19 protein-coding genes are annotated in these 18,631 nt (G+C 59.3%); 14 read left to right on the forward strand and 5 right to left on the reverse strand.

What is annotated here, in order from left to right:
* Window positions 1–315: 315 nt before the first annotated feature.
* The 11 genes from Q7T64_RS15070 to Q7T64_RS15120 all read left to right on the forward strand — a co-directional run bounded on the left by Q7T64_RS15070 (window position 316) and on the right by Q7T64_RS15120 (window position 11,436).
* Window positions 316–996: a helix-turn-helix domain-containing protein gene (locus tag Q7T64_RS15070; protein ID WP_370653344.1), complete on the forward strand. Its 681-nt coding sequence runs from the start codon at window positions 316–318 to the stop codon at window positions 994–996.
* A 174-nt stretch (window positions 997–1,170) separates the two neighbouring features.
* A complete protein-coding gene (locus tag Q7T64_RS15075) occupies window positions 1,171–2,343 on the forward strand; it encodes a branched-chain amino acid ABC transporter substrate-binding protein (protein WP_304797374.1) in 1,173 nt (390 codons plus the stop codon).
* A 175-nt stretch (window positions 2,344–2,518) separates the two neighbouring features.
* Window positions 2,519–3,454, forward strand: a complete 936-nt coding sequence (locus tag Q7T64_RS15080) for a branched-chain amino acid ABC transporter permease (protein WP_304797377.1) — start codon at window positions 2,519–2,521, stop codon at window positions 3,452–3,454.
* Between the two features lie 3 nt (window positions 3,455–3,457).
* Entirely contained in the window at window positions 3,458–4,666 is a 1,209-nt protein-coding gene (locus Q7T64_RS15085; protein ID WP_304797380.1) for a branched-chain amino acid ABC transporter permease, read from the forward strand.
* Window positions 4,663–5,448, forward strand: a complete 786-nt coding sequence (locus Q7T64_RS15090; RefSeq protein WP_304797383.1) for an ABC transporter ATP-binding protein — start codon at window positions 4,663–4,665, stop codon at window positions 5,446–5,448. Before Q7T64_RS15085 ends, Q7T64_RS15090 begins: the two co-directional genes overlap by 4 nt.
* Complete coding sequence (locus Q7T64_RS15095) at window positions 5,445–6,152, forward strand: ABC transporter ATP-binding protein (protein ID WP_304797386.1); 708 nt, start codon at window positions 5,445–5,447, stop codon at window positions 6,150–6,152. The genes Q7T64_RS15090 and Q7T64_RS15095 overlap by 4 nt, the downstream gene beginning before the upstream one ends.
* Before the next feature lie 19 nt (window positions 6,153–6,171).
* A complete protein-coding gene (locus Q7T64_RS15100) occupies window positions 6,172–7,377 on the forward strand; it encodes a M20 family metallopeptidase (RefSeq protein ID WP_304797389.1) in 1,206 nt (401 codons plus the stop codon).
* Window positions 7,374–8,660: an amidase gene (locus Q7T64_RS15105; RefSeq protein WP_304797392.1), complete on the forward strand. Its 1,287-nt coding sequence runs from the start codon at window positions 7,374–7,376 to the stop codon at window positions 8,658–8,660. The genes Q7T64_RS15100 and Q7T64_RS15105 overlap by 4 nt, the downstream gene beginning before the upstream one ends.
* Before the next feature lie 89 nt (window positions 8,661–8,749).
* The gene (locus Q7T64_RS15110; protein ID WP_304797394.1) at window positions 8,750–10,048 is read left to right on the forward strand and encodes an NRAMP family divalent metal transporter; all 1,299 of its coding nucleotides are present in this window, start codon (window positions 8,750–8,752) and stop codon (window positions 10,046–10,048) included.
* A gap of 80 nt (window positions 10,049–10,128) precedes the next feature.
* On the forward strand, window positions 10,129–10,995 hold the full coding sequence (locus Q7T64_RS15115) for a dienelactone hydrolase family protein (RefSeq protein WP_304797396.1): 867 nt from the start codon (window positions 10,129–10,131) through the stop codon (window positions 10,993–10,995).
* Window positions 10,996–11,223: 228 nt separating this feature from the next.
* Window positions 11,224–11,436, forward strand: coding sequence for a hypothetical protein (locus Q7T64_RS15120; protein WP_304797399.1), 213 nt, complete (start codon window positions 11,224–11,226; stop codon window positions 11,434–11,436).
* Window positions 11,437–11,476: 40 nt separating this feature from the next.
* On the opposite strand, the gene Q7T64_RS15125 is transcribed toward Q7T64_RS15120, so the two are convergent.
* The 3 genes from Q7T64_RS15125 to Q7T64_RS15135 form a co-directional block, all read right to left on the reverse strand.
* Window positions 11,477–11,884, reverse strand: coding sequence for a 5-carboxymethyl-2-hydroxymuconate Delta-isomerase (locus tag Q7T64_RS15125; protein WP_304797401.1), 408 nt, complete (start codon window positions 11,882–11,884; stop codon window positions 11,477–11,479).
* Between the two features lie 4 nt (window positions 11,885–11,888).
* Window positions 11,889–12,728: a tripartite tricarboxylate transporter substrate binding protein gene (locus tag Q7T64_RS15130; RefSeq protein ID WP_304797416.1), complete on the reverse strand. Its 840-nt coding sequence runs from the start codon at window positions 12,726–12,728 to the stop codon at window positions 11,889–11,891.
* Between the two features lie 518 nt (window positions 12,729–13,246).
* Window positions 13,247–14,374 (reverse strand): sensor histidine kinase KdpD, encoded by a 1,128-nt coding sequence (locus Q7T64_RS15135; protein WP_304797403.1) that lies wholly within the window; start codon window positions 14,372–14,374, stop codon window positions 13,247–13,249.
* A 157-nt stretch (window positions 14,375–14,531) separates the two neighbouring features.
* Here Q7T64_RS15135 and Q7T64_RS15140 point away from each other — a divergent pair, with 157 nt between their 5' ends.
* Complete coding sequence (locus Q7T64_RS15140) at window positions 14,532–14,936, forward strand: hypothetical protein (protein WP_304797405.1); 405 nt, start codon at window positions 14,532–14,534, stop codon at window positions 14,934–14,936.
* A gap of 135 nt (window positions 14,937–15,071) precedes the next feature.
* Here the strand turns inward: Q7T64_RS15140 and Q7T64_RS15145 are convergent, their stop codons facing one another.
* Entirely contained in the window at window positions 15,072–15,974 is a 903-nt protein-coding gene (locus tag Q7T64_RS15145; RefSeq protein WP_304797407.1) for a glycoside hydrolase family 16 protein, read from the reverse strand.
* Window positions 15,975–16,212: 238 nt separating this feature from the next.
* Between Q7T64_RS15145 and Q7T64_RS15150 the strand changes: the two genes are divergently transcribed.
* Together Q7T64_RS15150 and Q7T64_RS15155 are read left to right on the forward strand one after the other, a co-directional pair.
* Window positions 16,213–17,202, forward strand: a complete 990-nt coding sequence (locus tag Q7T64_RS15150; RefSeq protein WP_304797409.1) for a tripartite tricarboxylate transporter substrate binding protein — start codon at window positions 16,213–16,215, stop codon at window positions 17,200–17,202.
* A gap of 15 nt (window positions 17,203–17,217) precedes the next feature.
* Window positions 17,218–18,117: an alpha/beta hydrolase gene (locus Q7T64_RS15155; protein WP_304797410.1), complete on the forward strand. Its 900-nt coding sequence runs from the start codon at window positions 17,218–17,220 to the stop codon at window positions 18,115–18,117.
* Between the two features lie 36 nt (window positions 18,118–18,153).
* Here the strand turns inward: Q7T64_RS15155 and Q7T64_RS15160 are convergent.
* The coding region (locus Q7T64_RS15160; protein ID WP_304797412.1) for an ABC transporter permease at window positions 18,154–18,631 on the reverse strand (478 nt) is incomplete at its 5' end.

An 18,631-nucleotide genomic window follows, 5' to 3' on the forward strand; every position in this document is an offset into this window, starting at 1 on the left:
CAAACAAAAGGTGTTCAAACTTTTTTGGAATCATGGGAATCGGAATAGGGATGGGGCGCCAGGTTCAATGCGAGTCATATCGGTTTCTCTTGCGCAGGCCCCCTTGGTTTGTCTGGCGGGAATGACTGATCGCGAAAAAGAGTGCCATTCTAGCTTTCCTGTGGCTGACGCACGCCAAAGCGAGGCATAACAAACGATTTGCTCCGAAAACTTGCCGGCACGCAATTTGCTGCTTATCATTCAAGTGCCTTGAATCGGAAGAAAGTGCACTTCTTTGGTTCATCCGACTGCCGACAGCTTCGAATCCGGACATCCATGACAAAAAAAGCGACTGCGCCGGCTGGCCGCCTTCGGGCCAGCGGTGACAGCCCAACGAGACAAGGCGGGCAAGCACCCGCACAGGCGCCTGCCCTGGCGACTGCGCAGGCGAGCGCTTTGCCGCCGGCCGATCTCGGCGCGCGTGTACGGCACGCCCGTCTGTTGCATGGCTTGACGTTAAAGGCAGTGGCGCAGCGTGCCCAGTGTTCGGAAAGCGCAGTCTCCAAAGTGGAGCGCAACCTGGCTGCACCGTCGCTGTCCATGCTGCACCGGCTGGCGCTGGCGCTGCATACCAATATCTCTTCGCTGACGGCGGAAGGCCCGCCGGACAATGGCCCGGTATTGCGGGCAGGCCAGCGGCCAGTGCAGGCAGTGGCCCGCCGCGCCGCGCATGGCATAAACCTCGAAAAATTGACGGTCAACATGGGCGGCGGACTGCTGCAGGCGCATATTCATATCGTTGAACCTGGCGCCGGCAGCGAGGGCCAGATCGAGCACATGGGAGAGGAAATCGGCTACGTGCTGACCGGCTCGCTGTTGCTGACGCTGGGCGAGGAACGCTATGTGCTGGAAGCCGGCGACTCGTTTCACTTCGCCAGCCAGACCCCGCATGGCTATCGCAATGTCGGCGCCAATACCGCGCGCATTGTCTGGGTCAACACGCCGCCTACTTTTTGAATGGGCGGGAAAAAACCCGGTGGCCGTGTGTGTGATTGACGACTATTTTTACTGGTTGCTGACTGATTCACCTGATCTACCTGATTGACAGAATCTGACTTATTTACTGTTTTACCGACCGCTTCAAACGCAAGTCCGATCGTCGTTATTCAACAAGCCGCAAGGGGATAGAAAATGCAGAAGTCGTACTTGAAAACCGCAGGACTGGCAGCGCTGGCGCTGTCACTGACGCTCGGCGCATTGCCGGCCGGCGCCAAGGACAAAGTCAAAATCGCCTTTATCGGGCCTTTGTCGGGTGGCGTGTCGGCCAACGGCGTGGGCGGCCGCAATTCGGCTGATCTGGCAGTGCGCCTGCGCAATGCCGACCCGAAAAGCAAATACACCTACGAGCTGGTATCGCTCGATGATGAATGCAAGCCGAACGTCGGCGTGCAGGTGGCGACCAAGGCCGCGTCCGACAATTCCATCATTGGCGGTATCACCCATTACTGCTCGGCAGTGGCGATGAGCACGGTCGACGTCTATCACAAGTTCGGCATGCCAGCGATCGTCTGGGGTGCGGTTCTGCCGGAAATTACCTACGGCAACGACTTCAAGGAAGTCCATCGCGTCAATGGCACGATGATCAACCAGAATGAAGTCGCGGTGCAATTCATGACCGGCCTGGGCTACAAGAAATACGCCGTGATCCATGACACCACCGACTACGGCAAAGGGCACAATAAATACTTCAGCCAGTACATGGCCAAGTCAGGCGGCCAGATCCTCGGCACCTTCGGCGTGACTGCCGACCAGCAGGACTTCACCGCTGAACTGACCAAGATCAAGCAACTCAAGCCCGATGTCATCTACTTCGGTGGCCTGACGCCGATCGGCATCCGTATTCGTTCGCAGATGGAGAAGCTGGGCATCAAGGCGGTGTTCGAGGGCACCTCGGGCATCAAGTCCGACGCCTATATCGAGGGCCTGGGCAAGAACCTGGCCGAAGGCTCCTTGTCCTTCATCGAAGGTGCACCTTGGGAAAAGCTGCCGGGCGGCCTGAAGTTCATCGCCAACTACAAGATGCAGAAATATAACGAAGCGCCGGAAGCCTATGGCCCGTTTGCCTACGCTGCCACATCGCTGTTGTTGGACGCCATCGAGAAGGTCGGCCCGAACCGCAAGAAAGTACGTGATGTGCTGAATGCGACCAAGGACGCCGATACCATCATTGGCAAAGTGACTTTCGACAATCGCCGGCAGAATATCGTCCCGCTGATTTCGAAGTACGTTGTCCAGGACGGCAAATGGGTGCTGTGGGAAGACAGTGAATACGCCAGCAAGAAGCGCAAGCTGAGCGGTTCGTAATCAGCGTCGGTTCAGGATGACGCCGCCGGCCCGGGCTTGTCGCGGGCCGGCGGCGTCGAATCCGCGCACAACGGATCAGAGGGTGGTCCTTCGCGCGCAATCGCAAGCAATCGCAACGAATGGCAATGAACAAGCGCGAACAACAACGTCCAAAGAATGACAACGAAAGGGCAGCATGAGCCTTGAAATATTTTCGCAGTATGTCGTCAACGGCTTGATGCTGGGCATGATTTACGCCATGGTGGCGGTGGGCTTCACGCTCTTTTTCGGCGTGATGGACATCATCAAGTTTTCGCATGGCGATGTGCTGATGGTCGGCGCCTTTGTCGGCCTGGCGACCTATATCGGGGTCGATGCAATCGGCATCACCAACCCGTGGCTGCAACTGGCGGCAATGCTGCTGGTATCGCTGACGCTGATCGCCGCCATCGGCGCGCTGGTCGCAAAATTCCTGGTGTTGCCACTGAAGAACGCGCCGCCGATCAACATCCTCCTGATTACCCTGATGCTGGGCCTGGCGCTGCGCGAAGGCGTGCGACTGTTCTATCCGAACGGCTCCAACCCGAAACCGTTTCCGCGGCTGCTGCCAGCCACCGAGCTCAACCTGGGCGCACTGAGCCTGCGCGCCGACAGCCTGATCCTGCTGCTGACCGGCCTGGCCACCATCCTTGCCTTGCGCTTCGTGATTACCCGCACCCGGCTCGGACTGGCGATTCGCGCTGTCGCCCAGGACGGCGAGACTGCGCGCGTGATGGGGATTAATTTTGAGCGCGTCGTGCTGATCACCTTTGGCCTGGGCTCGGCGCTGGCCGCAATGGCGGGCCTGATGAACGGCCTGTATTACAACGAAATCAGTTTCAATATTGGCTTGCTGCTTGGCGTGATCGGCTTCTCCGCCGCGATCCTTGGCGGGCTGGGCAATTTTTACGGCGCGATCCTGGGCGGCTTTCTGTTTGCCGCGTTGCAGACCATCGGCGCCGTGGTGCTGCCACTATTGAGCAGCAATATTCCGAGCGCGTACAAGGATGTGTTCGCCTTCGCCATCGTGATCATCCTGATTGGCTGGAAGCCAACCGGACTGATTGCCGAACGCAGCAGCGAGCGGGTATAAATCATGCAAAAAACAACGACTGCTGTCCCTGTACCACCGGCTGCACCAATGGCGGCGCCGGCCGCATCGCCCGCATCGACCGCCCTGCTGGTGGGCGCGATGATCCTGATGACGGTGTACGCCTGGGCCATCCTGCACGCCGAAACCCAGACCGAGGTGATCTCGCTGTTCATCGCGGCGATCGTGGCCGCGCTGATTTCACGGCGCACCAAACTGATGAAGCCGCTGGGCGAGGCCGCTGCGGCCGCACCCAAGCTGCTCGGCGCTGGTTGCGTCGTGGCCGTACTGGCCTTGATGCTGGCCTTCCATGATGTCCATTTTGCCTTGCTGCTGCTGGCAACCGTGTTGCTGTATTCGGTCGTGGGACTGGGGCTGAACATCCAGTTCGGCTACTGTGGCATCGTCAACTTTGCCGGCGCTGCCTTCTTTGGCATCGGCAGTTACACCGCAGCGGTGCTGAGCGTACACAGCCCATTGCCGCATTTGCTGATACTGGCAGTCGGCGGACTGATGGCGGCGCTGATCGGATCGTTGCTGATCCTGCCGGTGCTGCGCACGCGCGGACACTATGCGGCGCTGGTGACGATTGCGTTCGGCATCCTGTTCAAGAATTTCCTGGAAGTCAACGACACGCTCGGCGGTCCGCAAGGCTTGAAAATTCCCACCATGAAAATTTTCGGCTGGTCGCTCAGCGACAATATCGAAATTGCCGGTGTCGAATTTTCGTTCTATACGAATTTCGTCTTGCTGGCGCTGCTGTTGTGCGTGGTCAGTTTCGTGCTGGTGCGGCGGCTGGAGCGGTCCTGGATCGGCCTGTCGATGGACATGGTGCGCACCGACGAAGTCGGCGCCGCCGTCTTCGGTGTGCAGATCGCGCGCTGGAAAATCGTCGCCTTCACGATCGGCAATTTCCTGGCCGGCCTGGCCGGCGCAACCTACGGCCTGATGACCGGTTATGTCGCGCCGAATAATTTCACCTTCGCCGATTCGCTGATCCTGGTGTCAATCCTGATCCTGGGTGGCATTGGTAATCCGTGGGGCATTTTGCCGGCGGCGGCCATTGTGCTGATCCTGCCGGAGAAGCTGCAGTTCATCCAGGAATACCGCTTCTTCCTGTATGCGCTGCTGGTGATTTTCATCCTGCTGTTCCGGCCGGACGGCTTGTTGCCGCGCACGGTGCGCAACTACTTCCCGGGGAGGGCCAAATCATGAAGACGCCATTGCTGCAGGCTAACGGCCTGACCATGCGCTTCGGCGGCCTGACTGCGCTGGACGCGCTGGACCTGTCCGTATTCGACGGCGAGATTTTGGGGCTGCTGGGCCCGAACGGTTCCGGCAAGACCACGTTCTTCAATGTCGTCACGGGTTTGTATGCACCCAGCGCCGGCGATATCCTGCTGGATGGGCGCGACATCCGGGGCAACACGCCGCAGCAGGTTTATCGGGCCGGCGTGACCCGCACTTTCCAGCGCTCGCGCTTGTCGCTGACCATGACCGTGTTCGACAATGTGGCGATCGGCAATTACCAGCATTTCGAGCTCGGCCTGTTTGCCAATCTGTTCCAGCGCAAGCAACTGCGGCAGGAATACGAGCGCACGGTCGAGATGGTGCATGCGCTGCTCAATACCTTCAACAAGGAGCTGGCTGCAAAGCTGTTCCAGCCGGCCGGCGGCCTCAGCATGATCGACCGCCGCCGGGTCGAACTGTGCCGCGCGCTGATCAGCAAGCCGCGCCTGCTGTTGCTGGACGAGCCATCCGCCGGCATGACCCACGACGAAACCAATGAACTGATGGACGACATCCTGCAGGTGCGTTCGCAGCTGGGGCCGTTCACCATCGTCATCATCGAGCATGAAATGAATGTGATCCAGCGTATTACCGAGCGCTGCGTCGTGCTGAACTACGGCAAGAAAATTGCCGAAGGCAGCTACGCAGAAATTACCGCCGACCCGCAAGTGCAAGTCGCGTACCTGGGCCAGGAGGCCGCCGCATGAGCATGTTGACCATCACTGGCGTGCGTACCGCTTATGACCGCATCGATGTGCTGCACGGCATTTCGCTGACGGTTGAAGAGGGCACCATCACCTGCATCCTCGGCTCCAATGGATCGGGTAAATCCACACTGATCCGCTCGATACTGAACCTGACCCCGCCGAACCAGGGCGAGATCCTGTTTGAAGGAAAATCCTTGCGCGGCGTGCCGACCCATCAGGTGATCGGACGCGGCATTGCCTGTATCCCGGAAGGCCGCAAGATTTTTCCGAAGATGACTGTCGATGAAAATTTGCGAGTCGGCGCTTATCAGGAAACCTCCGGTGCAGAAATCGCGCGCCGCGCCGAGGAAGTGTACGCACTGTTTCCGCGCCTGAAGGAACGCACGGCCCAACTGGCAGGCACCATGTCCGGTGGCGAGCAGGCGATGGTGTCGATCGGGCGCGGCCTGATGGCCAAGCCGCGCCTCTTGATCATCGATGAGCCGTCGCTCGGTTTGTCGCCGCTGTATGTGAAGGAGAACTTTCGCATCATCAGCGAGATCAACAAGCTTGGCATCACCGTGCTGCTGGTCGAGCAGAATGTGCGGCAGACGCTGGCGATTGCGCATTACGGCTATGTGCTGTCGCAGGGACATCTGGTGGCCCAGGGCAGCGCGCAGGAGCTGGCGCAGAACGAAGAAGTCCGCGCCGCCTATTTTGGCTGAACAATACAAGGAGACTGTCATGTCCGCTCATCCAATCAATACGTCATCTGCGTCTGGCGCTGCTGCCACCGCTGACGCCGCGGCCGCCGGTAATCCGGTCGATGTGGTCGCGCTGACGCAAACGCTGCTGCGCATGGATACCATCAATCCACCCGGCAACGAGGACCAGTGCACCCATTACCTGGCCGACCTGCTGGGTGCGGCCGGCTATCACTGCCGCCTGGTCGAATTCGCGCCGCGCCGCAGCACGCTGGTGGCGCGCATTGGCGGCAAGCCGGGCAAGTTGCCGATCTGCTTCACCGGCCATGTCGACCTCGTGCCTCTGGGCTCGGCGAAGTGGACGCATGAGCCGTTTGGCGCCGAGATCGTCGGCGACAAATTGTACGGACGCGGTTCCAGCGACATGAAGAGCGGCGTGGCGGCGTTCACCGTAGCGGCGCTGGCACTGGCCGACCAACTGAAAGACAGCGCAGGCGTGACGCTGGTCATTACCGCTGGCGAAGAGACCGGCTGCGAAGGCGCGTTCCATCTGGTGAGCCTGGAAGACGCCGCCGACATTGTCGGCCAGGCCGGCGCCCTGGTCGTGGCCGAGCCCACCGGCAACGAACCGCTGGTCGGCCACAAAGGCGCGTTCTGGCTGCGCGCCAGCGCCACCGGCGTCACTGCGCACGGCTCGATGCCGCAGCATGGCGACAACGCCATCTACAAGATCGCGCGCGCTGCGCTGGAAATGGAGCAATTCAGCTTCGACACACCGCCGCATCCATTGATGGGGCAGGGCACGCTCAATGTTGGCACCATGCGCGGCGGACTGAACATCAATTCGGTGCCGGACGCGGCCGAAATGACGATCGACATCCGCAGCGTAGCCGGCCAGGAACACAAGCAGATCTGGGGCTGCCTGTGCAAAACGATGGGGCCATCGATCGGACTGCAAACCCTGCTCGACGTCGGCAGCGTGTTCACCGAACCGGATGATCCGTGGATGCAAAGCGTATTCCGCCATTGCCAGCCTTTGTTCGACGCACCCTTGCAGCCCAAAATCGTGTCCTACTTTACCGACGCCGCAGCCTTGCGCGGGCCGCTCGGCAATCCGCCGACCGTCATTCTCGGCCCCGGTGAAGCGCAGATGGCACACCAGACCGATGAGTATTGCCACGTCTCCAAGATCCGCGCGGCAGAACAAGTCTTTCGCAACATCATGCTCGACTGGTGCCAGCAATGAAGCCAACCGAGCTGAACCGGCTGAGCGCCAGCCAAGCGGCAGTCAAACTGCAACAGCGCGAGATCAGCGCCGAACAACTGGTGCGCAGCTGCCTGGACCGGATCGAGGAGCGCGAGCCGGCCGTGCAAGCCTGGACCCAGGTCGCCGCTGACAGCGCACTGGCGCAGGCACGCATGCTGGACAGCGGTCCGGTGCGCGGGCTGTTGCATGGCTTGCCGATCGGCGTCAAGGATCTGTTTGACACCGATGGCATCGCCACCAGCTACGGCTCGCCGATCTACGCCAATCATGTTCCAGACTCAGACGCTGCCGCGGTCGCGCTGGCGCGCGAGGCTGGCGCGATCGTGCTGGGCAAAACCGTCACCACCGAGTTCGCGACTTTTCATGCGGGTAAAACGCATAACCCGCATCGCCCTGGCCACACACCGGGCGGCTCATCCAGTGGGTCGGCAGCCGCTGTCGCCGACTTCATGGTGCCGCTGGCATTCGGCACGCAGACTGCCGCATCGGTGATCCGGCCGGCCGCGTTTTGCGGCGTCGTCGGGTACAAACCGACTTATGGCAGCATCGTGCGCGCCGGCGTCAAAAGCCTGTCCGAAACGCTGGACACCATCGGCGCGTTTGGCCGTTCGGTGCCCGACGTGGCGCTGTTCGTCGCCGCGCTGACCGGCGACAAGCGCCTGGCCGACACCGGCAACGTCGATGGCCTGCGCATCGGCCTGTGCCGTACCCATGAATGGCCCCTGGCCGACCCGGATACCCAGGCCGCGTTCGACCTCGCACGCAGGCGTTTGACCGCTGCGGGGGCAGTGGTGACCGAGATCGACCTGCCAGCGCATCTGTCAACGATGGTGCAAGTCCAGACCGAGGTCATGGCGTTCGATGCTGCCCGCAGCCTGGCGCACGAGCGTGTGCGTCATCCGGCCATGCTGAGCAGCGATCTCGCCGCATTGCTGGCCAGCGGCATGTCAATCAGCGTCGAGCAGCATCAGCGCAACCTGGCCGGTGCGGCGCTGGGGCGGCAGTTGATCGACAGCGTGTTCGATTCCTGCGATGTGCTGTTTGCACCGAGCGCGGTAGGGACTGCGCCCGAAGGCATTCTGGCCACCGGTAACCCGGTGTTCAGCAGGATGTGGACACTGCTGGGAGTGCCGTGCGTGCATCTGCCCTTCATGACCGGCGCGCATGGCTTGCCGGTCGGGATGCAGGCGGTGGGGAGGATCGGTGGCGACCGGGGGCTCTTGCAGGCGGCGCACTGGATGATGGAAAAGCTTTCGGGCTGAAAGACACAACGAAGTTGATCTGTCCCGGCGAGCCATCCCGGCCAACAGGCTAAGATCAACGCCATCCCTTCGGGAGGATCCCCCGAAAAATGAAAGCCCCTGACGCCGCATCGCCCAGCGTCACCCCCGCGCCCGCCGCCGGCGGCTGGCTGAAAAAGCTCGGCCCTGGCCTCATCACAGGCGCTGCCGATGACGACCCCAGCGGTATCGCCACCTACTCGCAGGCCGGTGCGCAGTTCGGCTTCGGCATGCTGTGGACCTTGCTGTTCACCTATCCGCTGATGGTGGGAATCCAGGTCATCAGCGCACGAATTGGCCGGGTGACCGGCCATGGGCTGGCTACCAATATCCGTCGCCACTATCCGCGCTGGTTGCTGTACGCGATCGTCGGGTTGCTGATGGTGGCAAACACGATCAATATCGGCGCCGACCTGGCCGCAATGGCGGACGCAACACGACTGGTCTTTGGCGGGTCCACGCATTGGTACGCGGTGGGCTATGGCGTGTTGTCGGCATTACTGCAGGTATTCATCCCGTATCGCCGCTACGTGCGGCTGCTGAAGTGGCTGACGCTGGCCTTGCTGGCCTATGTCGGCACGGTCTTTGTCGTGCAAGTACCGTGGTCGCAACTGCTGGCCAAAACCTTGTTGCCATCGCTGTCGTGGCAACCGGCTTACCTGACCACCATCGTTGCCGTGTTCGGCACCACCATCAGTCCGTACCTGTTTTTCTGGCAGGCGTCGCAGGAGGTGGAGGACATGCGGGCAGATCCCCATGCGCGGCCCCTGAAGGCGCATCCGGAGGATGCACGCGGCGCGTTCAAGCGGATTCATGTCGATACCTGGTTCGGCATGGGCTTCTCCAACCTGGTCGCGTTCTTCATCATGCTGACGACAGCGGTGACCTTGCATGCGCACGGGCTGACCAACATCCAGACTTCGGCCCAGGCGGCGCAAGCGCTGCGGCCGATCGCGGGCGACTTTGCGTTCATGCTATTTAGCATGGGCATCATCGGCACCGGGATGCTCGCCATTCCGGTACTGGCCGGTTCAGCGGCGTATGCGATGGCGGGCGCATTCAAATGGAAGAACAGTCTTGAGGACAAGCCAGAAATGGCGCCGCAGTTCTACGCCATCATCGTGGTGTCCACGCTGATCGGCATCGGGCTGGATTTCACCGGGCTGGACCCGATCAAGGCGCTGGTCTGGAGCGCTGTCATCAACGGTGTGATCTCGGTGCCCATCATGTGCGTGATGATGCTGATGGCGTCGCGCACCGAGATCATGGGGCGGCTGGTGATACCGCCCCGGCTGAAGTGGCTTGGTTGGTTGTGTGTGGCGGTGATGGCGGTTGCGGTGGCGGCGATGTTGCTGACGCCGGGTGCCTGACCGGGCGGCTTGGCGATGCCAATATTCCAGCGCAAATCATATTCGGCTCAGAAATTCGTCCAACAAAAATAGGGAGATAAATGAAAAAAATAACCAGGATGTTGAATATCCCGGCAGTGTTGCTCGCCATGTCTTTGGGTACGGGCCTGCTAGCGCAACCGAGCGCAGTCCAGGCGCAGGCTGCACCGCCGCAGATACAAGAGCTGTTGCGGAAGTACCCTGCAGTGAGCTTCAAGCAGGAAGTCGGCGACGAGATCGGTGCCTTTACCAGTTTGTCCAACAGGGTCTTCAAGCCAAAAGGAGAAGGCCCATTTCCTGCGGTCGTCCTGATACACACTTGCGGCGGCATCAAAGACGCGCACATGCGCAAGCACGGTCGCGAAATGCTTGCGCAGGGTTTCGTGGTCCTGATGCAGGACAGCTACAATCCGCGCGGGCAGCAGGACTGCGGACCGGGGAATCGGAATGCGATTTCCGCTGTCGTCGGCGCAAATGACGCGTATGCGGCCCACGCGCATTTGTCCGCTTATCCCTTCGTCGACAAAAATCGGATCTATGTATCGGGCTATTCATTTGGCGGCTTTGTTGCCACGCTGCTGGCTTCTCCGACAGTTGCAACGTGGATCGGTACGCCAGCCCGTTTCCGGGCCACAGTGGCCAACTACTCCCCGTGCAAGTTCCAGGGGCGCGATATCCTCTCGCCGCAAATTGACCGTCCGCTTTTGATGCTGTTCGGCGAGAAAGACGACGAAACTCCGCCGGCAAGCTGCTTCCCGCTGATAGAGGATATGAAAGCCGCGGGCAAACCAATCAAATGGCACCTTTACCCTGGCATTACCCACGGATGGGATAAGGACGGGCAGACGCGGGATGGATACATCTACAACGAAGATACGACGCGCGACGCCAGTCGCCGCATGCTGGATTTCTTTAAAGAAAATGGCTGATGGATAGTTGAATCTGACGAGTATTTATTGCGGTCGATGCGGCTCCAATGAGGTTCCTGCGCATCGGCCACGTAGCCGCCCCCGGTTAACGGATCCTCCGCACCTTAGTTTTTCCTCGCTTGATGCGGCGCAAGATCGCACCCTGCCAAACAGGGTTACCGTGGCCTTGGGATCCCGCTGAATTATCTGCGTCGATCCTAATTCACTTCCGTCAACGAAAGGAAAGCCATGAACGAAATCATCCAGCGCCTGATGGAGCGCACCGGCCTGCCGCAGGATAAGGCGATGAGCGCAGTCGAGACGGTATTGGGATTCTTGAAGGAGAAGCTGCCGGGCCCGGTTGCGTCCCAGATCGATAGTGTGATGGGAGGCAGTCAAGCAGACTCATCGGGAATCAGCGGAATCGCGTCCGGCATTGGCGACATGTTCGGGAAACGATAGCGGCAGCGCCGCACTCACCGAGGTTCAAATCGGGGCTTGGCTACTTTTCGCCTGCCCTGAAATTTCCCTCCTTGAGCGCCGGTGGATTGATGTGACTCTTGAAGTAATCCTCCGGAGCCGTGGCTTGAATGCGAACACAGCACTGTACCCAACTGTGTCCTGCCACCGCCCGCGCCTCCTGCTCAAGTCGTTCATGTATGGCTTTGGCCATCGAACGAAGCATTTCTGCCGGGCGTGGGTTCATGGTCTGCAAGGTCGCAAAGATAAAGGCAGCGGAGCTATCCTTGTCCGCTACCAGCCATTCGTCGAGCACAATGACGCGGCTTTTAAAATCCTCTACCCGGGCAAAACCCTGGGCCGCCAGCGATGCGTGGAGATCTGAAAAACATTTTTTCCAGTCGATCCGGCTCGACAGAGGCCCCGGCACTTCTACGGTAATGTGCGGCATGGTCTCAATCCAGCGATGCGTTGGACCGGCGTGCCGCATCGCCCCACTTGATCGACTCACCGTCCAGGAAAGTTCTCATCTCTCTCAACGACATCAGTGAAGTGGTGAGCCCCGCTTCTGCCAGCTTTGCAATCACATCAGGCTTGCCCAGCGAAGCATTGATTTCCTTGTTCAATTTCTCGGCAATGGCGGGCGGCATGTTGGCCGGCCCCATGATCCCGTACCAAGGCGTAGCGACGAAGCCCTTCAATCCGGCTTCGCTCATCGTTGGTACATCAGGAAACGCCGCGCTGCGAGTCGGGCCGGTTTGCGCGAGTGCCTTCAGGCGGCCGGTTTTAATGTGCTGCACCAGCGGCCCCGGGTTGTCGAACATGATCGCGACCTGGTTCCCCAGCAGGTCGATGGTGGCAGGCGCCGATCCCCTGTAAGGGACATGCGTGAGTTCGGTATTGGTTGCCTGCTTGAACATTTCACCAATGATGTGCTGCGGCGTTCCGTTGCCGGCAGATCCGTAGGTGATCGAGTTGGGTTTTGCTTTTGCGGCCGCTACGATATCCGCGATGTTTTTGAAAGGCTGATCAGGATGCGCCACGACCACGAAGGGAACGCGGCTGATCAGCGCAATCGGCGTCAAGTCCTTTGCAGGGTCATAGGGCAGCTTCGGATAAAGCGCCTTGCCCACGGAAACGGGACCGGTTGCGCCAAGCAGCAGGGTGAGTCCATCCGGGGCTGATTTTGCGACGTGGTCAGTACCGATCGTGCCACCAGCGCCAGTCCGGTTCTCGACTATCACCGATACGCCCAGGCTCTCACTGAGATTCTTTGCCACCAGGCGACCAAGCATGTCCGTTACCGCGCCCGCCGAATACGGAACAATTATTCTGATGGGCTTTTTCGATGATGCATCCTGCGCCTGCGCTGAAAGGGCCAGCGCTCCAAGGAATGCAGATGCCACCAGCCGGTTGAAAATAGTTCGATTGATCACCTGCCGTCTCCAATTTTTAAATTTGTATTAATTCATCATACATAAATAAGCGAAAATTCCAATGGGAAATGAAATGATCGGCACCTTCAGCCGCCCATGATGAAGGAGATGCCATTGGCCTTTCGCGTGATTTCCATGGCCGGCGGGTATGAAGTGCATGTCGACCCCCGGAGGATGACCGTCGATTCGCAGGGAGGCCATTTGAGCGCGTGATCGACCATATCCGCGCAAAAAGTTAATCGCGTATCCAGCGTGGGCTGGAGGGCTTTGTCGACGCTGGGCTGAAGGAGTTCGGGATTTGGGTCGTCAACAAAATGGCCTCGATCACGATGCGAAGGCCTCCCTTGCGCACAGCGAATGTACCTGATCATTCCCCCTCAAGCCGCCTCCCTTGGCAGCGTGACAGTAAATACCGTACCCTCACTTTCCGTCGACTGTGCAGTAATGGTTCCCTGATGCGCTTCAGTAATCTTGCGTGCAATGAACAGACCTAGCCCCAAGCTGGTAGAAGGGCGCCCTTCATTCTGGTTGTTTCCAGACAGTTGGGTGAGCGGGTTGAATATCCTCTCAAGCGAATCATGAGGAATCAGTGGGCCCCGGTTGCGTACCTGCACAATAATCTTGTCCGATTCCCTGTAGGCGGAAATCGTAACGGGCTGTTCTTTCACCCGGTATTGGACCGCATTCGTCAATAAATTGGTTATTACTTGCTGCAGGCGCGGGCCATCAAATTCTCCCGTCAAGTCTCCGGAATAATCCAGCTGGATTTCGCAGTCCGGATGCGCCGCGCGCACTTCATCCACAGCTGCCTTGCAAACCCCTAGCGCGTCGGTCCGCCTGCGGTCAACCGGCATGTCGTTGCCGATCTGGATTCGTGAATACTCGAGCAAGTCATTGACCATGTGAGCCATGGTTGCAGCACTTCGTTTCACCCGCATCCCGACGTCGTTTTTCTTGTGTGTGCCCATGCCTGGCGTTGTCAGGTAGTCGCCGGCCATTGCCATGGCAGCCAAAGGGGTGCGCAAATCATGACCGAGGATTGCCAGGAATATATCTCGCGAACGGTCCGTGTTTTCGGTATAGCGGGTAACCGATTCCGCTACTGCCTGGTCGATTGCCTCATTAAAACGCACCATGTCGTTGGTAGTCGACTCCGATAACTCACGAACGTTCGGCAACCACATTCGCAGAACCGTAGCGCGCAGTGCTCGAAATTCTGCGACCAGTTGAATCATCGTAAAGCCGACCTCTTGCCGCAACGTGCCATGGACCGATGCCGCACTGTTGGTGTCGTCTTCAGCCAATCCCTTCGACTTCCCAGATGATTCTTGCCGACTTTGCCTGGAGTCGATTCCTGACGCAACTTCTTCCAACATCTGCTGTGCGTGGTCACGCAATACCAAGGCGGTCATCTCAGTGTCTGAGGGAAAAAGTGTTCTTGCAAAAGACTCCCATTCCTTCAAGATGGTTTGCATATTATTATTGATGAAGGTGGATAGCTGCATCTGAAGGCTCCGATAGTGATTGAAACGTCGTTAGCGCAACCTTGCGTGTAAAAATCCAGTCCCAATCGACTTTTGCCCGCGGCTAATGGTTGGTATTTGTGTTCGCTGCCCCCGGCACGAGTTTCGCTTCTTGCCTGTCCATTTGAGGAGAGAAGTCATGAAACGTTCGTCCCTTGCCACTGTGCTACTGGGTTCAGTATTGATCTTCGGCGCCGGTGCCGCCTGGAGCAAATTGCCGGCCCCCACTGAGGAAGAGTTAGCCAAAGCCGAAGCGTCCAAACAAAAAGCCGCCCAGGACGTCGAGCTTGAAAAGCAGAAACTTGAAAAAGCGCAGGACAGGGTGGTGCAAAAGTACAAGCAATCCACTCCAAATGCCGGGCAAAATACGGCCGCTGCCAGCGCAAAAGATAGCCGCACTGAAATTCCCTCTGCGGCAATTAATAGCCGGCCCCTTGAAAAGGCAGAGGCTTATAGCGAGGGCGTCACCACTGAATCGGCGCGCGGAGCCAGTGTTGGCAGTAAAAGCGGCGCCGCTAAAGTGGAGCAGGGAAAGAGCAAGTAGTAGTGGCACCGGCGACCTGGCAAGACGCCACCGGCCGGCTGCTGCCCCGGCTGGCTTCCTTGTCCGTCACCTGGGCTGACAAACAAAGCCCCTCGGCGCGAGGGGTTTTGTCCTGAAGGGGCAATGCCGGGAGTATCAGCGGTGCTGCCAGGCCTTCACGTAGTTGATGGCGAACGCATTGGATGCGCCGGTCGGCGTGCTTGCGTCCGGCGAGCCACTGGCGCTGCCAAACCACAGATCCAGGATGATGTACATCGGATCCGAGAGCGCCGCATCGATTGAGTAGCCTTCTATCCCGTCGAAGTAAAAGGTAATGCGGTTGGGCTCCCATTTCACGCCATATTTATGGAAGCCGGCCGCCAGGTCCGGTGTGGCGATCTTGCCGTAGCCGGCGCGACTGGTCGAGTCATTCCAGACCACAGGGGCGTACATGGTTGCCGTGGTCGTTCCGTCCGCGCCCGGCGCAGACCATGGTGACTCGCCGCCGGGATAGGCTTCCATGATGTCGATCTCCGGCCGCCTTTCGCCCAACTGGTTGAACAGCCAGAAAGCAGGCCATGCGCCTTTGCCTTTCGGTAGTTTGGCTTCAATCTCGAAGTAGCCGTATTTTTGCGCGAAGCGCCCTTCGGTATCCAGCGTGCGATCGAAGAAATTCCCGTCAGAACCGCGCTCTGGCCATATGTTCAAGGCGCCACCGCTGGTGCTGTAGTTTGTGGTCGCGTTGCCGCCGCCGGTGCGCTCCGTGTTCCAGGTGGCGGTGTCGAGTGGGCCGTCAAAGCTCTCGTTGAAGGTCAGCCGATAGGCGCCGGCATCTTGTCCGGCCGGGCCATCGGTGGGGTCGCCATTGTCGGAAGTAAAGATTTGGGCCAGGAATAAATTGCCAGTCGGTTTGTTCGCTATCGCCGGCAATTGATGACCCAGGCTGACGCTGGCCGCAAGTTGACTACTGGGAAGGCTGCCGTTCGTGCTGCCAGCAGCGGACGTGTTGCCGGAGTCTCCAGTACCACCGCCGCAAGCGGTGAGAATGAGCGTGGCCACGGTGAGAGAAATGAGGGTTTTGCCTGTGCGAGGGGAATTTTTCATCTACGAGTTTTACCTTTATAAAAAGGCTAGTTCGATGTTCGCGTAGATGGGCGGTTCTACTTGGTTACAAAGTTCTTAATGGTAAGCTTGCACGATGTCGCTTCAGGCATCATCGCAACCAATGCGCCCAGTTCACCCAATGCAGCTAATGCAGCCAATACCATCTGTTTTGGTTCTGCCCCGAAGGAGAGTCATGTCCATCAAATCGCTTATGCATCAGTTGGTCCGGATAGTAGCCGTTATGTTTCTGATGCTTGGTATTCATACTCCGCTATCTGCCCAGACCAGTTACCCGACCAAGCCATTGCGCCTTGTCGTCCCATTTCCACCGGGCGGTTCCGCCGATATTCTCGCGCGGGTAATGGCGCAAAAATTGGGCGATATTCTCGGTCAGTCCGTGCTGGTGGATAACAAGGGCGGAGCGTCGGGTGCCATCGCTACGGATTTCGTCGCCAAATCCGCAGCCGACGGTTACACGCTGATCCTTGCCACTGCCAGTACGCAGGCAATCAATCCAGCAGTGAGCAAAGTCCCGTTCGATCCGCTGAATGATTTCACACCGGTTGGCATGATTGGGACGTCGCCCCTGGGACTGGTCGTCAATTCCGCGGTGCCTGGGGTTGGGGTGCAGGACTTGCTGGTCTGGTTGCGAGCCAATCCGGGAAAAATCAACCTGGCTTCATTCGGCAATATGACGGTGTCCCATCTGGCGGGCGAACTTTTCATGGCGAGCACGAATACCCGCATGCTCCATGTGCCCTACAAGGGTGGACCGGCGGCGATGACCGATCTGGTTGCTGGCCGCGTCTCGGTATATTTCGACGCACTGACCAACGCCATACAAACTTCCAAGGCGGGACGAGCACGATTGATTGCCGTCACCGGGCCACAACGGAATGCGGCGGTGCCGAACGTGCCAACGGTGGCAGAGCAGGGCGTTCCGGGGTTTGAGGTGAGCACCTGGTACGGCATCCTTGGCCCCGCAAAGATGCCCGCGGACGTTGTCGGCAAGCTCAACGCTGCCATCAACAAGTCACTTTCCGAGAGCGAGGTTCGTGAAAAGTTGACCGTAATGGGCGTGGACTCTGCCGCCGCTGGTCCGGAAGTGCTGGGCAATGCACTGCGCCGCGACCTTGCGAAGTGGGCCAAGCTTGCCAAGGACGCAAACATCAAGCCTGACTGAGGCTGCGGCACGACCATGCGATATATCGATAAATCATTCGACGTAAAAATCACCCGCGACCTGTGCTTCGGGCGCGCAGGCGTTCACGCCACGACGGACCGGCGAGAACGTGATTTGCTGCTGGATGTGTACGAGCCAGTCGGGCGACCCGCCGGCACGCTGTCGCCGGCATTGGTGCTGGCTTTTGGTGGCGCTTTCCACCGTGGCAGCAAGGAAGACGACGGCTTTGAACACGGCGGATCGCGCAGTACCGCGATGGCGCAGTACTGCCATGAATTCGCCCGGCGGGGCTATGTGTGCTTCTCGATCGGCTACCGGCTTGTGCCGGAAGATCCCGACCCCGGGAATACCATCGCGATGAGCGACCCGCAGGCCATCCCCAGGTCCCGGGTGGACCAGGTGCGCGAAATGCTCGGGCTTCCCTATGCGGACAACATGACATTGTGGCGCGGCATGGAGGGGGCTATCGATGACGGCGCCACTGCCCTGCGCTGGGTATGTGACAACGCCGGACGGTTCGGGATTGACCCATCGCGTGTGGTAGCCGGTGGCTGGTCCGCGGGCGCCCGTGTCGCGATGCATGCGGTGTTTGCCGAACGGGCGCCGGCAGCAGCGGTCATTTGCCTTTCCGGGTACATGGATCCGCATGACATGGCCAAGAACATCCCGAGCGCGGAAGCGGCGCCGGTCTTCCTTACCTGGGGCACCAAAGACCTCGACTATGTTCTGGCGCAGGGGCCTCGCTTCCGCGAACATTTTTCCGCCATCGGACTAAAGCATGCTGCGCACGAAATACCCGGGGCAAATCATTTCTATCCTTCGACGACCCCGCTTCAGGATGGGCGGGGTGGGACGATAAGCCTGGAGGATGCAATCGCGCGCTTCCTGGCCGAGCAGCTAAAGCTTGGTTCTTGAGTATCCCGGGAAAGGGGGCGGGAATTCCCCCGATCTTCAGGACCTCTCGTAATCGAAGCGCCGCTCCAGCAGCCACACACCGAGATACATCAGGGTGGCAATTGCCGCCAGGATCGCCAGGCTGGTCATCACCAGCGTCATGTTGAAAATGTTCTGGCCATAGATGATGAGGTAACCCAAACCTGCCTGGGCTGCGAGAAATTCACCAACGATGGTTCCGGTCAGCGCAAGTCCGATGTTGACCTTCATGGTCGCAATGATGGTCGGAATGGCGGCGGGGAAGACGACTTTCGAAAACTGCTCCCACTTGCTGCCGCCGAGCACCTTCACGAGCAATAATTTCTGTGGGTCGGTCTGTCGGAAGGCACTGTAAAACGACAGGATCGCCACGAAAAGCGTGATGGATACGGCCAGTGCAATGACCGAAGTGGTATTGGCCCCCAGCCAGATGATGAACACGGGACCGAGGGCGATTTTCGGGGTTGCATTCAGGATGACGATATAAGGATCCGAA

Origin of the sequence: Lacisediminimonas sp. (assembly GCF_030645335.1) — a bacterium.
Lineage (GTDB): Bacteria > Pseudomonadota > Gammaproteobacteria > Burkholderiales > Burkholderiaceae_D > Lacisediminimonas.

What these genes read in the sequence shown, in the direction of transcription:
- Q7T64_RS15070 (WP_370653344.1), top strand. Translation starts at nt 316, where the DNA reads ATGACAAAAAAAGCGACTGCGCCGGCTGGCCGCCTTCGGGCCAGCGGT.
- Q7T64_RS15075 (WP_304797374.1), top strand. Translation starts at nt 1,171, where the DNA reads ATGCAGAAGTCGTACTTGAAAACCGCAGGACTGGCAGCGCTGGCGCTG.
- Q7T64_RS15080 (WP_304797377.1), top strand. Translation starts at nt 2,519, where the DNA reads ATGAGCCTTGAAATATTTTCGCAGTATGTCGTCAACGGCTTGATGCTG.
- Q7T64_RS15085 (WP_304797380.1), top strand. Translation starts at nt 3,458, where the DNA reads ATGCAAAAAACAACGACTGCTGTCCCTGTACCACCGGCTGCACCAATG.
- Q7T64_RS15090 (WP_304797383.1), top strand. Translation starts at nt 4,663, where the DNA reads ATGAAGACGCCATTGCTGCAGGCTAACGGCCTGACCATGCGCTTCGGC.
- Q7T64_RS15095 (WP_304797386.1), top strand. Translation starts at nt 5,445, where the DNA reads ATGAGCATGTTGACCATCACTGGCGTGCGTACCGCTTATGACCGCATC.
- Q7T64_RS15100 (WP_304797389.1), top strand. Translation starts at nt 6,172, where the DNA reads ATGTCCGCTCATCCAATCAATACGTCATCTGCGTCTGGCGCTGCTGCC.
- Q7T64_RS15105 (WP_304797392.1), top strand. Translation starts at nt 7,374, where the DNA reads ATGAAGCCAACCGAGCTGAACCGGCTGAGCGCCAGCCAAGCGGCAGTC.
- Q7T64_RS15110 (WP_304797394.1), top strand. Translation starts at nt 8,750, where the DNA reads ATGAAAGCCCCTGACGCCGCATCGCCCAGCGTCACCCCCGCGCCCGCC.
- Q7T64_RS15115 (WP_304797396.1), top strand. Translation starts at nt 10,129, where the DNA reads ATGAAAAAAATAACCAGGATGTTGAATATCCCGGCAGTGTTGCTCGCC.
- Q7T64_RS15120 (WP_304797399.1), top strand. Translation starts at nt 11,224, where the DNA reads ATGAACGAAATCATCCAGCGCCTGATGGAGCGCACCGGCCTGCCGCAG.
- Q7T64_RS15125 (WP_304797401.1), bottom strand. Translation starts at nt 11,884, where the DNA reads ATGCCGCACATTACCGTAGAAGTGCCGGGGCCTCTGTCGAGCCGGATC.
- Q7T64_RS15130 (WP_304797416.1), bottom strand. Translation starts at nt 12,728, where the DNA reads ATGCTTGGTCGCCTGGTGGCAAAGAATCTCAGTGAGAGCCTGGGCGTA.
- Q7T64_RS15135 (WP_304797403.1), bottom strand. Translation starts at nt 14,374, where the DNA reads ATGCAGCTATCCACCTTCATCAATAATAATATGCAAACCATCTTGAAG.
- Q7T64_RS15140 (WP_304797405.1), top strand. Translation starts at nt 14,532, where the DNA reads ATGAAACGTTCGTCCCTTGCCACTGTGCTACTGGGTTCAGTATTGATC.
- Q7T64_RS15150 (WP_304797409.1), top strand. Translation starts at nt 16,213, where the DNA reads ATGTCCATCAAATCGCTTATGCATCAGTTGGTCCGGATAGTAGCCGTT.
- Q7T64_RS15155 (WP_304797410.1), top strand. Translation starts at nt 17,218, where the DNA reads ATGCGATATATCGATAAATCATTCGACGTAAAAATCACCCGCGACCTG.